Origin of the sequence: Rhodopila sp. (assembly GCF_965277165.1) — a bacterium.
Lineage (GTDB): Bacteria > Pseudomonadota > Alphaproteobacteria > Acetobacterales > Acetobacteraceae > Rhodopila.
Map to the genome: position 1 here is coordinate 1,534,196 of NZ_CBDICE010000005.1, position 12,757 is coordinate 1,546,952.

A 12,757-nucleotide genomic window follows, 5' to 3' on the forward strand; every position below is an offset into this window, starting at 1 on the left:
AGACGCCCCCGCACGCTCTACACTCGATCGTAGCTCATTCCTTCGCCATCGTCCGGAACTGCAATGGACCCGCTGTCCGATATTCTCGCGATCCTTAAGCCCGAAAGCTACCTGACCGCCGGCATCGACGCCGGAGGCGAATGGGCGATCCGGTTCGGTAATCGACCCGGCACGATCAAATGTCATGCGGTGACGGCTGGTGCTTGTTGGCTGGCGGTGGAAGGCATGGACGCGTCGGTGCGGCTTACGGCAGGAGATTGTATCATCCTGCCAAGCGGCCGTCCCTTCACGCTTGCCAGCAACCTGAATCTCGACCCGGCCGAAGCGCAGGACGTGCTCGCCAACACCCGGCCCGGTGACATTATCCTGCACAACGGCGGCGGAGACTTCGCGTTCGCCGGCACGCGTTTCGAGATAGACAGTCGTAAGGCGGGGGCGCTGCTTGGCACATTGCCGCCCCTTATCCACCTGCACGACGCGGAGGATCGCGATGCGCTGCGCTGGTGCATCAACCAGATGATGACGGAAATGCGCGCCGGCCGACCCGGCGGCACGCTCGCCGCACGGCATCTGGCGCATCTGATGTTGTTGCAAGCGTTCCGGCTTCATTTGGCACGGCAGGCCAAGGACCGCGTGGGTTTGCTCTACGCGCTCGCCGACCCGCATCTCGGCAGGGCGATCGAGGCGATGCACGCCGACCCGGCGCACCGTTGGACGCTGGCAGAACTGGCGGGCCGGGCCGGGCTATCCCGGTCGATCTTCGCGCAGCGGTTTCGGGTGCGGGTTGGCGAGACACCGATCGGCTACCTCGCTCAGTGGCGCATGATGTTGGCGCGAGACAGGCTCACGGATGGGCACGAACCGCTTGGTACGATCGCTAACGAGCTTGGCTATGAGTCCGAGAACGCCTTCAACACGGCGTTCCGCCGCATTATCGGTTGCTCGCCTCGCCGCTACGCCCGCGCGGAAGCGTCGATTACCAGCCTCGCCTAACCCAACATCGGTTTTCTCACCTCGGCACCAGATGGGTTCCGGGAAGACATAGGCCTTCTCCCTCAACCATCCCTTACGGGACCACGTGCCGCGTCGCACGGTGAAACTTATCGCTGACAGACCGTGCCAATCAGCGCTGATATCTACAGACAGCCTTTTGAAGCAAAAAAATCAATAATATCAAAAGGTTATGTAAAGCCAATACCATGATTGCCTGAGGTAGCTTGCATGGTATTGGTGGTTGTTCATGGCATCACACGGGGTTGATACCATCTATTATGCCATAAAAAAACAGTGCTTGGCGGTGCCGGAGGCTGCTAGGTTATGCCAGGACAAGAACAGAAAAATTACGTTTTTACGTGGGCTTAGGTATATTTTTGTGCCTATTGATGCCGGCCTATGCCAGACGTGGGATCACTCCCACTCGATCGTGCCCGGTGGCTTGCTGGTGATATCGTAGGTCACCCGGTTCACTCCCCGCACCTCATTGACGATCCGTCCAGCAACCCGGGTCAGAAACCCCATCTCGAACGGATAGACATCCGCCGTCATGCCATCGGTGCTGGTGACCGCGCGCAATGCGCATGCCATGTCGTAGGTACGCCCGTCGCCCATCACGCCGACCGTGCGCACCGGCAACAGAACCGCGAACGCCTGCCAGATCGCATCGTACAATCCGGCCAGGCAGATCTCCTCCAGGTAGATGGCGTCCACTTTGCGCAGCAGATCGGCCTTTTCCCGCGTCACCGCGCCGGGAATGCGGATCGCCAGCCCAGGCCCGGGAAACGGATGCCGCCCGATGATCGCCTCCGGCATGCCAAGCTCTCGGCCCAGCGCGCGGACCTCGTCCTTGAACAATTCGCGCAACGGCTCGATCAGCTTCATCCGCATTCGCGCCGGAAGGCCACCGACATTATGATGTGACTTGATCGTAACGGATGGACCGCCGGTGAAGCTGACGCTCTCGATCACGTCCGGATACAACGTGCCCTGGCCCAGGAAGTCGGCCCCGCCGATCTTGGCCGCTTCCTGCTCGAACACCTCGATGAACAGCCGCCCGATGGTCTTGCGCTTGGTTTCGGGATCACTGACCCCATCCAGCGCGGCCAGGAACAGGTCCGAGGCATCGCGATGCACCAGCTTGATATTGAACCTATCCCGGAACGTTTCTACCACCTGCTCGGCTTCGCCGTGGCGCAGCAGGCCATGATCGACGAAGATGCAGGTCAACTGCTCGCCGATCGCCTGATGCATCAGCACCGCCGCGACCGAGGAATCCACCCCACCCGACAATCCGCAGATCACACGTCCAGCCCCCACCTGGGTTCGGATTCTGGCAATCTCGGTGGCGCGAAACCCAGCCATCGTCCACGAACCGGACAGCCCGACGACATCGCGGGTGAAATTACGCAGCAACTGCGCGCCATGCGGGGTGTGCACCACCTCGGGATGGAACTGCACGCCGTAGAAGCGGCGACTGTCGTCGGCGATGGCGGCGAACGGAGCGCCGTCGCTGGTCGCCACGACCCGGAACCCCGGCGGCAGGCGGGTCACCCGGTCACCATGGCTCATCCAGACCTGTTCGCGTCCGCCCTTCGCCCAGACGCCATGAAACAGCGCGCAATCATCGGCGATTTCGACGTAGGCACGGCCGAACTCGCGGTGCTCGGACGGTTCCACAGCGCCGCCGAGTTGATGGCACAACAAGTGTTCGCCGTAGCAGATACCCAGCACCGGAACACCGAGGTCGAACACCATCGTCGGGGCCAGCGGCGATATCGCCTCGTGCACCGAGGCCGGGGCGCCGGACAGGATGATGCCGCGCGGCTGCCAGGCGGTGATCCTGGCGGCATCGGCGTTGAATGGCCAGATCTCGCAGTAGACCCCTGATTCACGCAACCGGCGGGCGATCAACTGGGTCACCTGGCTGCCGAAATCCAGGATCAGGATGCGTTCGGGAGTAGCCGCCGGATCAGGCAGGGAATCGGTCATCGATTGGGTCATCGCCAGCGCTTGATCCCCCGCCTTGGACCATGCGGCCGGCGGCTTTGCAAGCGTCGCGTGTCAGGTCAGGAACGCTCCGCCGTTCACGTGCAGCGTCTGGCCGGTGATGTAGCGCCCCTCGGGCCCGGCCAGGAATCGCACCGCGGCGGAAATCTCCGCCACATCGGCCTTCCGCCCCAGCGGCGGTCCGCTGTCGCGCAGGCTGCTGGGCAGGGCGCCGGCCGACGCACCGCGCACGGTGTCCACCGCACCGGGGGCGACCGTGTTGCAGGTGATCGCGTGCGGCGCCAGTTCCACCGCCAGCGCCCGCATCAATCCCTCCAGCCCGGCCTTCGAGGCCGAGACATGGCATCGGTTGGGCGTTCCGACATGGGTCGAAATCCCCGACAATGCGACGATCGCGCCGCCGCCACGGCCCAGCATGTGCGGCACTGCCGCCCGAGCCAGGACGAAACCGCCGTCGAGGGCGACCGAGAGGATCTCGCGCCATTCGGCGAACGACATCTCAAGGAACGGCGTCTGCCGGCGCAGTCCGGCGTTGCTGACCAGGATGTCGATGCCGCCGAACGCCGCCACCGCTGCCTCGATCATCGATTGGGTCGCCGCCGGGTCTGAAACATCCGCCAGGTAGCCGATGGCCTGACCGCCGGCGGCATTGACCTCGGCGACAACGCCATCGACCGCGGACCGGTCGCTGCGACCGTTGACCACCACCGAGGCGCCGCGGGCCGCCAGATCGAGCGCGATGGTGCGCCCGATATTCTTCCCCGCGCCGGTGATCAGCGCGACCTTGCCGGCGAATGTCTGGTCGATCGGGTCCGTTGGACTCATGCCGCTTGCAGGATCATGTCCGCTCCCTTTTCGGCGATCATGATCACCGTGGCGTTGGTATTGCCCGAAACCACCGTCGGCATCACCGAGGCGTCGATCACCCGCAGACCCTGCAGACCCTTGACCCGCAGGTCGCTATCCACGACGGCTTTCGGGCCGGGACCCATCATGCAGGTGCTGGTCTGATGGAAAGTGGTGCCGGCGGTGGCGCGGACGTGGTTCAGCAGGTCCTCGTCGGTCTGCGCCTGTGGACCGGGATAAATCTCCTCCTTGCAGTATCGGCGCATGCTGGCGGTGTCGAAGATCCGGCGCGTCACCCGCAGCCCGGCGACGATGGTGTCGCGGTCGGCCTGGGTCGACAGGTAGTTCGGCTGCATCGCCGGCGGCCTTGTCGGGTCGGGCGACTGGATGCGCAGCCAGCCGCGACTCTCCGGCCGACACGGAATGGCGACCATTGTGCAGCCGGGAAAGCGGTGCATCGGTTCGCCGGTCTTTTCCGTGCTGCCGGCGAGGAACTGATACTGCACGTCGGGGCTGTCCAGCTCCGGACGGGTCTTGACGAACAGCCCCATCGGCCCGGCGCCGGTCATCAGCGGGCCCTTCCGCGCCAGGATCCATTCGGCCCCTGCGTACAGCCGGCGCAGCCAGTTGTGGTAGATCTCGTTCATCGTCACCGTGCCGTCGACACAACGGTGGATGATGCGGCCGCCGATGTGGTCCTGCAGGTTCTCACCGACCCCCGGCAGGTCGTGCTGCACCTCGATGCCCAGCGACTGCAACAGTGCCCCCGGCCCGATGCCGGACAGTTGCAGGATCTGCGGCGAGTTGATCGCGCCGCCGCACAACAGCACCTCTTGCTTGGCCATCACGCGGTGCAGTGCGCCATCCTGGCTGTATTCGATACCGACGGCGCGCTGGTTGTCCAGCAGCACCCGATGCGTCAGGGCGCGAATCTCCACCGTCAGGTTGGCACGCGAGCGGACCGGCTTCAGATAACCTGCCGCGGCGGAACACCGGCGCCGCCCCTTCACCGTCAACTGTAGCGGCCCGGCACCTTCCTGCACCGCGCCGTTGAAGTCGGGATTGAGTTTATGACCTGCCTCTTGCGCGCCGGCCAGGAAGGCGTCGTGCAGCGGATGGTCGGTCTTAAGGTCCGACACCCCCAGCGGGCCGCCTTCGCCGTGGTAGTCGTTGGCGCCGCGCTCTTGATCCTCGGCCTTGCGGAAATACGGCAGCACGTCGTCATACGACCAGCCGGCGTTGCCCAATTGGCGCCAGAGATCAAAATCCTGGCGTTGGCCGCGGATGTAGATCAGTCCGTTGATCGAGGACGATCCACCCAGCACCTTGCCGCGCGGCCACGAAATGCGACGATGGTTCAGTTGCTCAACCGGTTCGGTCTCGAAATACCAGGCGACCTTGGGATTGTAGATGTTGCGATAGAACCCGGCCGGGATGTGGATCCACGGATCGGTGTCCTTGCCGCCCGCTTCCAGCAGCAGCACCTTCGTGTTCGGGTCGGCGCTCAGGCGATTGGCCAGCACACAACCCGCCGATCCCGCGCCGACGATGATGAAGTCGTATTGCTTGCCCGCTTGCATGCCGCGGTTTCCCCTCCTGGCCGCCGTTCTGGCGGCCAGTGAAGCCGAACCGCCGGGCGTTGACCAGACGTGAGCTGTCCGGTCCGACGTAAAACTAGGTCACCACGCGCAGCGCCGGACGGGATTTCACCGCCATCCGACGATACAGGGTCACGTAATCCTCGGCCATCCGCCGGGCGGTGAAGCGCTGCTCGAAGCGGTCGCGGATGATGCCGGTGGCAAGCCGGTCGAGCCGAGCCACCGCGGCAACGGCGGAGCTTTCGTCATGCACGATATACCCGGTCACGCCGTGATCGATCACCTCGGGCACCGAACCGGCGGGGAAGGCGATGGTCGGCGTGCCGCAGGCCATCGCCTCGATCATCACCAGGCCGAACGGCTCGGGCCAGTCAATCGGCAGCAGCAGCGCCTTGGCGCCGCTCAGGAACGCCGGCTTCTCGGCGTCGCCGATCTCACCGATCATCTCGATCTGCTGACCATCGATCAGCGGCCGGATCGTGGTTTCGAAATACTCGCGATCGACCCTGTCGACCTTGGCCGCGATTTTCATCTTCATGCCGGCGGCGCGAGCGATGCGGATCGCCCGGTCGGGAGACTTTTCGGGACAGATCCGACCCAGGAACGCCAGATAGTCGCGCCGCCCGGGCTGCGGCGTCAGCAAGTCGGGGGGCAGGCCATGATGCACGGTGCTTATGAAGTTGCCGCGCGGCAGCGGACGGCGCTGTGCGTCCGAAATCGAGACCAGCGGCGCGGTGCCAAAGCAATCATAGATCCGCGTCAGCTCCGGCAGGTCGAGCCGGCCATGCAACGTCGTCATGAACGGCGTCTGCTGCCGGCTGAGCAAGGAGAACGGCCAGTAGTCCAGATGACAATGCAGCACATCGAAATCCTGCGCCTGCTGATAGACCTTCTCCATCAACAGCATCTGCGGCGCCATCGCATCGCGCAGCGTGGCATCGAACCGCAACGCGCACGGCCAGGCGGATTCAAGTTTCGCGGTCGTGATGGAGTCACCGCTGGCGAACAGCGTCACGTCGTGTCCCATCGCCATCAGTTCCTCGGTCAGGTACGACACCACCCGCTCGGTCCCGCCATAGGTGCGCGGCGGAACGGATTCAGTGAGCGGCGCGATCTGGGCTATACGCATAATGAGCTGGCTCCCGGTCTTCTACGCAGCCACTAACGCCGCCCGGATTAGGTTTTTTTGCGGCGAAACCGTTCATGAAGCTGCCAAACTCGACGGCTTCACACCGATGTGACCGCTCCGAGGAGACCACGCCGCCGGGTTTGCGTTTAGGCAGGCGGAACGGCGCCGCTGCGGGGGCCCGATCATCTGGGCCCGATCATCTGGGGGGGTGCGAATGTCGCGGCTGGTTGTCATTTCCAACAGGGTGCCGCTGCCATCGGAACGCGGTGCCAAGGCTGGCGGCTTGGCGGTCGCCCTGGCTGACGCCTTGCAACCCGGATCCTTGTGGTTCGGCTGGAGCGGGAGGCGATCCACGCGCGGGGCGGGCACCACGCACATCCAGCGGTCTGACGGTATCACCTACGCCACGATCGACCTGACCGAAGCCGACTACCGGTCGTTCTACGTCAACTTCTCCAATGGCGCTCTGTGGCCGCTGCTGCACTTCCGCCTCGGGCTGCTCGACTTCAAGACGGAGGATTATGGCGGCTACCGTTCGGTCAATCGGCAGTTTGCCGCGGCGCTGTTGCCGTTGCTGCGGCCCGACGACATGATCTGGGTGCACGACTACCACATGATCCCGATGGCCGCCGAACTGCGCGCTCTGGGCGTCACCAACCGCATCGGCTTCTTTCTGCACACGCCGTTCGTGCCGCCTTCGATCTTCAACGCCCTGCCGCGATCTGGCGAACTGCTGAATAGCCTGTGCGCCTATGACATCGTCGGCTTTCACACCCGCAGCTATCGCGCCGCCTTCCTCGACTGCGTGGCCGAGAATTTTGGTGTGCATCCCGATCCGGACGGCCGCTTCACCTGGCGCGGCCATGCGGTCCGCGCGATCGTCGATCCGGTCGGCATCGACGCCGATGCGTTCTCGGAACAGGCGATCGTTGCCGCGCGCGGGTCGGATGCCCGGTTGCTGCGAGACAGTTTAAGTAAGGGGGGCCTGGCGATCGGTGTCGATCGGTTGGACTACTCCAAGGGCCTGATCAACCGGTTCGAGGCGATCGGCCGGTTCTTCGCCAACTATCCGCAGCACCGCAGGCAGGTCAGCTTCCTGCAGATCGCAGCCCGTTCACGCGAAGAGCAAGGGTCCTACCAGCGTCTGCGGCGTGAACTCGACCGCATCGTTGGCGATACCAACGGGCGCTACTCCGAATTCGACTGGACGCCGCTGCGCTACATGACGCGCGCGGTCAAGCGCGACACGCTGGCCGGGTTCTTCCGGCTGTCGCGCATCGCCGTGGTCACCCCGTTGCGGGACGGCATGAACCTGGTGGCGAAGGAATTCGTCGCGGCGCAGGACCCGGAGGATCCCGGCGTCCTGATCCTGTCCCGTTTCGCCGGCGCGGCCGAAGAAATGACCGAGGCGCTGATGGTCAACCCTTACGATTCCGACGAGATCGCCGAGGCGATGCATATCGCCCTGGCGATGGAACTGGAAGAGCGTCGCGAGCGCTGGCAGGCGTTGCATGAAAAGGTCCGCACCAGCACCGCGCGGCAATTCTGCACCGTGTTCCTGAATCATTTGGGGGTGCCCGATACCCAGCCGGTGAAACCGCGTCTGCGCGCGATTTCCTGATCTCGTCGCCATATCGTGACGTTCCGGCGGCTCGGCACCGCTGACGAGGGTGCCTATATCGGCATATCGTTACAGGAACGAGGATAGATTCCGATGCCGAGGTTTGTCGCGACTGGCGCACTGCTGCTGGCAATGGCGCTGGCGTTCAGCGGCTGCACCGACCCGTATGATCCAAACCAGCGTGCCGTGGGTGGCGGATTGCTCGGCGTTGGCGCGGGCGCCGCGGTGGGTGGCCTGGCGGGCGGTGGCACTGGCGCGCTGGTGGGCGGACTGGCTGGCGGAGCGCTTGGCGCGGTCGGTGGGGCGGCGACCACGCCACGGCCGCCGCCGTATCGGTCCTATTGATCGGCGAACAAACCGACCCGAGTGCCCGATACCGGCGCGTCGGCCCGGAACAGGCCGCCGAGCGTTGGAAACTCGGCCAAGACCTCGGCCGACTTTCCGTCGCGCAGCGAGGTCACATACAAGCCGCCATCGGCGAAGCACGGCATCGTCGGGCCGGGCACTGGAAATTGCCATTTACGCAGCAATTCTCCGGTTGGACTGAAGCAGTTCAGGCATCCCGCCGATGGGCCGGCCGACCAGTAGTTGCCGTCGGCGTCGGTGGCGGCGCCGTCGGGGCGGCCGTCCGCGCTGGTCAGTCGCGCCAGGATGCGATGATTGTCGCGCGCGCCGGTGACCGGGTTGAAATCCCAGGCCTGGATGATTCCGACCGTGGAATCTGAATGGTACATGATCCGCCCGTTCGGCGACCAGGCAAGGCCATTCGATCCGGCGATGCCGCCCTCTTGCTTGGTCACCTGACCGTCCGCGGTCACGCGATACAGCGCGGCAACCTTCTGGCGTGGCGTGTTGCCGTCCATGCTGCCGACCCAGAACGCGCCATCCGGTCCCACCTTGCCATCGTTCAACCGATTGGTCGGCGGCTCGGCGATCTTTCCCGTCAAATCGGTCAGCGCGCCGGAGACCGGGTCGAACAGCACGACGTGATGACGCTGGGAAACCACCAGGCGGCCCGACCGGCACAGTCCGAAACTGCCGACAATGTCGGGAAACTCCCAGGATTCCCGAGCACCGCTGCCGATCGACAAAGCGTTGATGCGCTTGCCGTCGATATCGCAGAACATCACCCGTCGATGGGCGGCGTCCCACACCGGGGACTCGGCCACGCCGCAGCGCGAGTCCCAGACCACCTCAAAATCACTCATATGGCTGCCCTCCTGGGCGCGGTTGCCGTCGCCCGATCAGTCGCCTATCCAGCCAACCTGCCGGATTGCGCCAATATCAAACTGGATTATCCTGCATCGGGCTGAACGACACCAGCGGGCCTGGAAGATCTGGTAAAGCGTATAGGCCGCCTGTCATAGGAACCGTGCCATGAACGAGCCATCCCACCCCGAGGATCGTCTGCTCAGTGTGGCGGAACGCGAGATGGTCGATCAGACCCGGACGCCCGGAGTCGCCACACTTTCGAAGGACCAGCTTCAAGCATTGGGGAAACGGCTGCGCAACGCCCGCGACCGAGCCCGCCGCATCGGCCGTCAGCAGAGCCGTGAAATCAGCGGCAAGGGCAAGCCCCGCGGTGCCACCCCCGCGCGCGACAATACCGGGACCGGGGCCAAGGCTCAGGCGCTGGTCGATGCGCTGCAGCGGGTGACGGCGGCGCTGCGCAAACTGAACGCACCGACCCAGGCCGAGGTCATGCGCAAGGCGGTCGAGCGTAAGCGCACCGCCACGACCACTCAGCATCCGGCGTCCGGCCGCTCGGCGAACAAGGGCATGGCGCCGAAAGTCAGCGGGCGGCCAACCGTCAAGAGCGACCCACGCGAAATCGGGCGCGTGTCCCAGGCGGTCAAGGTCGCGCAACGCAAGCGCGATCGCTAAACCCCGGACGCATGGACTGGATCGAAGCCAATTTCGCTGATCAGGCGGCGCTCGCGGCGCGCTTGCTGGCCGCGCTCGGCCCCGACGGCGACGACGGCTCGCACGATCGGTCGCATCTGCTGCGGGTGTGGCAGAATGCGACCTCGATCGCCGGTCGCGAAGTGGAGTGCGACCGCGCCGTGCTGACCGCCGCCGTCATCCTGCATGATTGTGTGGCGGTAGAAAAAGACTCGCCGCTGCGGTCGCAGGCCTCCCGTCTGGCGGCATGCCGAGCGCGCGGCATACTGGCGGAGCTGGGCTGGGAAGCGCCCGGGATCGATGCCGCCGCACACGCGATCGAGGCACATAGTTTCTCCGCCGGGATCGCCGCGAAAACGCCCGAAGCCCGCATCCTGCAGGACGCCGACCGTTTGGATGCGATCGGTGCTATCGGCATTGCCCGCTGCTTCTATGTGGCCGGGCGCATGGGGTCAGGCCTGTATGATCCGGACGATGCGCCAGCGGCCAGGCGGAACCTGGACGACCGCCGCTTCGCACTGGACCATTTCGGCGCCAAGCTGTTCAAGGTGGCGGGGAATTTTCAAACCAAGGCTGGCCAGTCGCTGGCCGACGCGCGAACCCGGACCATGCGGCACTTCGTGCAGGCTCTGCTGGATGAAATCGGAGGGACAGGCGAATGATACGGGCCGCGATCGTCGGACTTGGCTGGTGGGGCCAGAACCTGGTCAACAGCGTACGCGACAGTGAGGCGATCCGCTTCACTACCGCCCATACCCGCACCCAGGCGACCGCGGCCGGCTTCTGCGCCGAGGCCGGACTGCGCTGGGTCGGGTCGCTGGACGCGGTGCTGAACGACAAGCAGATCGATGCCGTGGTTTTCGCCACGCCGCACACCCAGCACACCGACCAGGTGACCCGCGCCGCCGCCGCCGGCAAGCACGTTTTCGTCGAGAAACCGTTCAGCCTGTCGCTTGTCGATGCGGCGCGTGCGCGGCAGGCGGCCGACGCTGCCGGCATCGTGCTGGCGATCGGCTTCAACCGACGCTTCCATCCGTCGATGCACCTGTTGAAGCAGGCGGTGGCCGGTGGCCGGCTGGGCACCCTGGTGACGATCAGCGCCGAGCAGACCGCGCTGGCCGGCATAAGCCTGGCGAAGGATTCCTGGCGGGTCAGCCCCGCCGAGGCGCCGGCTGGCGCGATGACCGCGATCGGGGTGCATCTGGTCGATGGGATGATCGATCTGTTCGGCCCGATCCGCCAAGTCTACGCCGAGGTGGCACGCCGCGCGGCGCCGCTCGCCGATGACACCACCGATGTGCTGCTGCGCTTCGCCAATGGCGCCTCGGGCCACATCTTCTGCTCCACCGCCGCGACACCGCACTACCGCATGGCGGTTTATGGCACCAAGGGCTTCGCCGAAGTACTTGGCCATTCGATGACGCTGTTTCGCTTGGTCCCGGCGGCGGGTGGCGGCGCGCACGGCGCCGCTGACCCCGAGGTGACCGAGACGACCGGCTTCAACATGCTGAACGCCGAACTGGAAGCGTTCGCCGCCAGCATCGTCGCCAAACGGCCATTCCCGACACCGCTGGACCAGATTATGCATGGTGTTGAGGTGTTCGAAGCGGTGGCGGCCTCGGTCGCCGCCGGAGCACCGGTCAGCGTCGGCTGACGGCGTCGCTGCTCAGACCGCCTAAGGTCAGATCGCCTCTGGTCAGACCGCCTAAGGTCAGACCGCCTTTGGTCAGACCGCCTCTGGTCAGACCAGGGAGTAGCCGGACCCGCTGGTGGTGACGCCGCGGCCCTTCGCTTGCTCGATCCAGCCAAAGTCCTTCAGGATCTGCTGGCTGTAGGTCACCCGCCCGTTCACCCTCGCCGCCGGTTCGCTCGCCAGCAGCAGCGCGGCGCGCGCCATCAGCATCGGGTGCTCGCCCTTCGGGTCGTCGATCCCGCTGACCAGCTTGTGGTGGATCGTCCCCGGCGTCGGCACCACCTGCGACGGCGACACCGCTGCGACGCTGATGTCGTCGTACTGCGCGACCTCTTGCGCCAGACCCTGGGTGAAGCGCTCCAGCGCCGCCTTGGTCGCGCCATACATCACCCCGCCGCGCACGGTCTTGTCGTCATACGGGCCGCGTCCCGGTCCGATCGCCGCACCCGAACTGATGTTGACGATGGCGCCACTGCGGCGCGGGATCATGTCGGTCAGCACCGCCTTGGCAAGAATGAACGGGGCGTGCACGTTGATCGCGAAGCAGCGCACCCAGCGGTTCGTTGGATAGGTATCGGTCGGCTGGTAGTAGTTCAGCGCCGCGTTGTTCACCAGGATGTCGATCGCGCCGTAGCTTTCCCGCGCGGCCTGCACCAGTGCCAGGCACTCGGCTTCAATGGAAACGTCGGCGGTTACCGCTGTCGCCTCGCCCCCCTTGTCGCGTATCAGCGCCACGGTGCGCGATAGCGAGCCCTCCAGCATGCGGTGCTCGCCTTCGTTCAGCGTGCGCGCGGCACAGACCACCTTGGCGCCTTCGGCGGCGAACAATTCGGCGATCTGCTGACCGATGCCCCGGCTGGCGCCGGTGACGATCGCGACTTTTCCTGACAGCTTGGACATCGGACAGTTTCCCCGTTTGCGCGGCTATCTTCGCCCGATATCGCGTTGCCGGCCAGTGGTCCTGT

12 protein-coding genes are annotated in these 12,757 nt (G+C 65.2%); 6 read left to right on the plus strand and 6 right to left on the minus strand.

The annotated features are described in order from the left end of the window. Positions 1–63: 63 nt before the first annotated feature. A complete protein-coding gene (locus tag ACQY4Y_RS07775; RefSeq protein WP_428489982.1) occupies positions 64–993 on the plus strand; it encodes an AraC family transcriptional regulator in 930 nt (309 codons plus the stop codon). A gap of 414 nt (positions 994–1,407) precedes the next feature. On the opposite strand, the gene guaA is transcribed toward ACQY4Y_RS07775, so the two are convergent. The 4 genes from guaA to ACQY4Y_RS07795 form a co-directional block, all read right to left on the minus strand. Beyond that, on the minus strand, positions 1,408–2,985 hold the full coding sequence (gene guaA / locus ACQY4Y_RS07780) for a glutamine-hydrolyzing GMP synthase (protein ID WP_428489983.1): 1,578 nt from the start codon (positions 2,983–2,985) through the stop codon (positions 1,408–1,410). Positions 2,986–3,057: 72 nt separating this feature from the next. Then, entirely contained in the window at positions 3,058–3,828 is a 771-nt protein-coding gene (locus ACQY4Y_RS07785) for an SDR family NAD(P)-dependent oxidoreductase (RefSeq protein ID WP_428489984.1), read from the minus strand. Then, a complete protein-coding gene (locus ACQY4Y_RS07790) occupies positions 3,825–5,429 on the minus strand; it encodes a GMC family oxidoreductase (RefSeq protein WP_428489985.1) in 1,605 nt (534 codons plus the stop codon). Before ACQY4Y_RS07790 ends, ACQY4Y_RS07785 begins: the two co-directional genes overlap by 4 nt. A gap of 94 nt (positions 5,430–5,523) precedes the next feature. Next, positions 5,524–6,576: a glycosyltransferase family 4 protein gene (locus ACQY4Y_RS07795; RefSeq protein WP_428489986.1), complete on the minus strand. Its 1,053-nt coding sequence runs from the start codon at positions 6,574–6,576 to the stop codon at positions 5,524–5,526. A gap of 214 nt (positions 6,577–6,790) precedes the next feature. On the opposite strand from ACQY4Y_RS07795, the gene ACQY4Y_RS07800 reads away from it, so the two are divergent. Next, positions 6,791–8,197 carry an alpha,alpha-trehalose-phosphate synthase (UDP-forming) gene (locus ACQY4Y_RS07800; protein ID WP_428489987.1) on the plus strand — a complete coding sequence of 469 codons (1,407 nt, stop codon included), beginning with the start codon at positions 6,791–6,793 and terminating at the stop codon, positions 8,195–8,197. Positions 8,198–8,290: 93 nt separating this feature from the next. Next, entirely contained in the window at positions 8,291–8,542 is a 252-nt protein-coding gene (locus tag ACQY4Y_RS07805) for a hypothetical protein (protein WP_428489988.1), read from the plus strand. Here ACQY4Y_RS07805 and ACQY4Y_RS07810 read toward each other — a convergent pair. After that, positions 8,536–9,405: an SMP-30/gluconolactonase/LRE family protein gene (locus tag ACQY4Y_RS07810; protein WP_428489989.1), complete on the minus strand. Its 870-nt coding sequence runs from the start codon at positions 9,403–9,405 to the stop codon at positions 8,536–8,538. The genes ACQY4Y_RS07805 and ACQY4Y_RS07810 overlap by 7 nt on opposite strands. A gap of 169 nt (positions 9,406–9,574) precedes the next feature. Here ACQY4Y_RS07810 and ACQY4Y_RS07815 point away from each other — a divergent pair, with 169 nt between their 5' ends. The 3 genes from ACQY4Y_RS07815 to ACQY4Y_RS07825 are packed head-to-tail and all read left to right on the plus strand — an operon-like array spanning position 9,575 to position 11,753. Continuing rightward, positions 9,575–10,081 (plus strand): hypothetical protein, encoded by a 507-nt coding sequence (locus ACQY4Y_RS07815; protein ID WP_428489990.1) that lies wholly within the window; start codon positions 9,575–9,577, stop codon positions 10,079–10,081. Positions 10,082–10,092: 11 nt separating this feature from the next. Continuing rightward, complete coding sequence (locus tag ACQY4Y_RS07820) at positions 10,093–10,761, plus strand: HD domain-containing protein (protein WP_428489991.1); 669 nt, start codon at positions 10,093–10,095, stop codon at positions 10,759–10,761. Further along, positions 10,758–11,753: a Gfo/Idh/MocA family protein gene (locus ACQY4Y_RS07825; RefSeq protein WP_428489992.1), complete on the plus strand. Its 996-nt coding sequence runs from the start codon at positions 10,758–10,760 to the stop codon at positions 11,751–11,753. Before ACQY4Y_RS07820 ends, ACQY4Y_RS07825 begins: the two co-directional genes overlap by 4 nt. A gap of 87 nt (positions 11,754–11,840) precedes the next feature. On the opposite strand, the gene ACQY4Y_RS07830 is transcribed toward ACQY4Y_RS07825, so the two are convergent. Continuing rightward, positions 11,841–12,692: an SDR family NAD(P)-dependent oxidoreductase gene (locus ACQY4Y_RS07830; RefSeq protein ID WP_428489993.1), complete on the minus strand. Its 852-nt coding sequence runs from the start codon at positions 12,690–12,692 to the stop codon at positions 11,841–11,843. Between the last annotated feature and the right edge of the window lie 65 nt (positions 12,693–12,757).

Excerpts from the sequence above, each read along its gene's own strand:
- ACQY4Y_RS07810 (WP_428489989.1), bottom strand. The coding sequence starts at position 9,405 with ATGAGTGATTTTGAGGTGGTCTGGGACTCGCGCTGCGGCGTGGCCGAG.
- ACQY4Y_RS07800 (WP_428489987.1), top strand. The coding sequence starts at position 6,791 with ATGTCGCGGCTGGTTGTCATTTCCAACAGGGTGCCGCTGCCATCGGAA.
- ACQY4Y_RS07825 (WP_428489992.1), top strand. The coding sequence starts at position 10,758 with ATGATACGGGCCGCGATCGTCGGACTTGGCTGGTGGGGCCAGAACCTG.
- ACQY4Y_RS07775 (WP_428489982.1), top strand. The coding sequence starts at position 64 with ATGGACCCGCTGTCCGATATTCTCGCGATCCTTAAGCCCGAAAGCTAC.
- ACQY4Y_RS07805 (WP_428489988.1), top strand. The coding sequence starts at position 8,291 with ATGCCGAGGTTTGTCGCGACTGGCGCACTGCTGCTGGCAATGGCGCTG.
- ACQY4Y_RS07815 (WP_428489990.1), top strand. The coding sequence starts at position 9,575 with ATGAACGAGCCATCCCACCCCGAGGATCGTCTGCTCAGTGTGGCGGAA.
- ACQY4Y_RS07795 (WP_428489986.1), bottom strand. The coding sequence starts at position 6,576 with ATGCGTATAGCCCAGATCGCGCCGCTCACTGAATCCGTTCCGCCGCGC.
- ACQY4Y_RS07820 (WP_428489991.1), top strand. The coding sequence starts at position 10,093 with ATGGACTGGATCGAAGCCAATTTCGCTGATCAGGCGGCGCTCGCGGCG.
- guaA (WP_428489983.1), bottom strand. The coding sequence starts at position 2,985 with ATGACCGATTCCCTGCCTGATCCGGCGGCTACTCCCGAACGCATCCTG.
- ACQY4Y_RS07830 (WP_428489993.1), bottom strand. The coding sequence starts at position 12,692 with ATGTCCAAGCTGTCAGGAAAAGTCGCGATCGTCACCGGCGCCAGCCGG.
- ACQY4Y_RS07790 (WP_428489985.1), bottom strand. The coding sequence starts at position 5,429 with ATGCAAGCGGGCAAGCAATACGACTTCATCATCGTCGGCGCGGGATCG.
- ACQY4Y_RS07785 (WP_428489984.1), bottom strand. The coding sequence starts at position 3,828 with ATGAGTCCAACGGACCCGATCGACCAGACATTCGCCGGCAAGGTCGCG.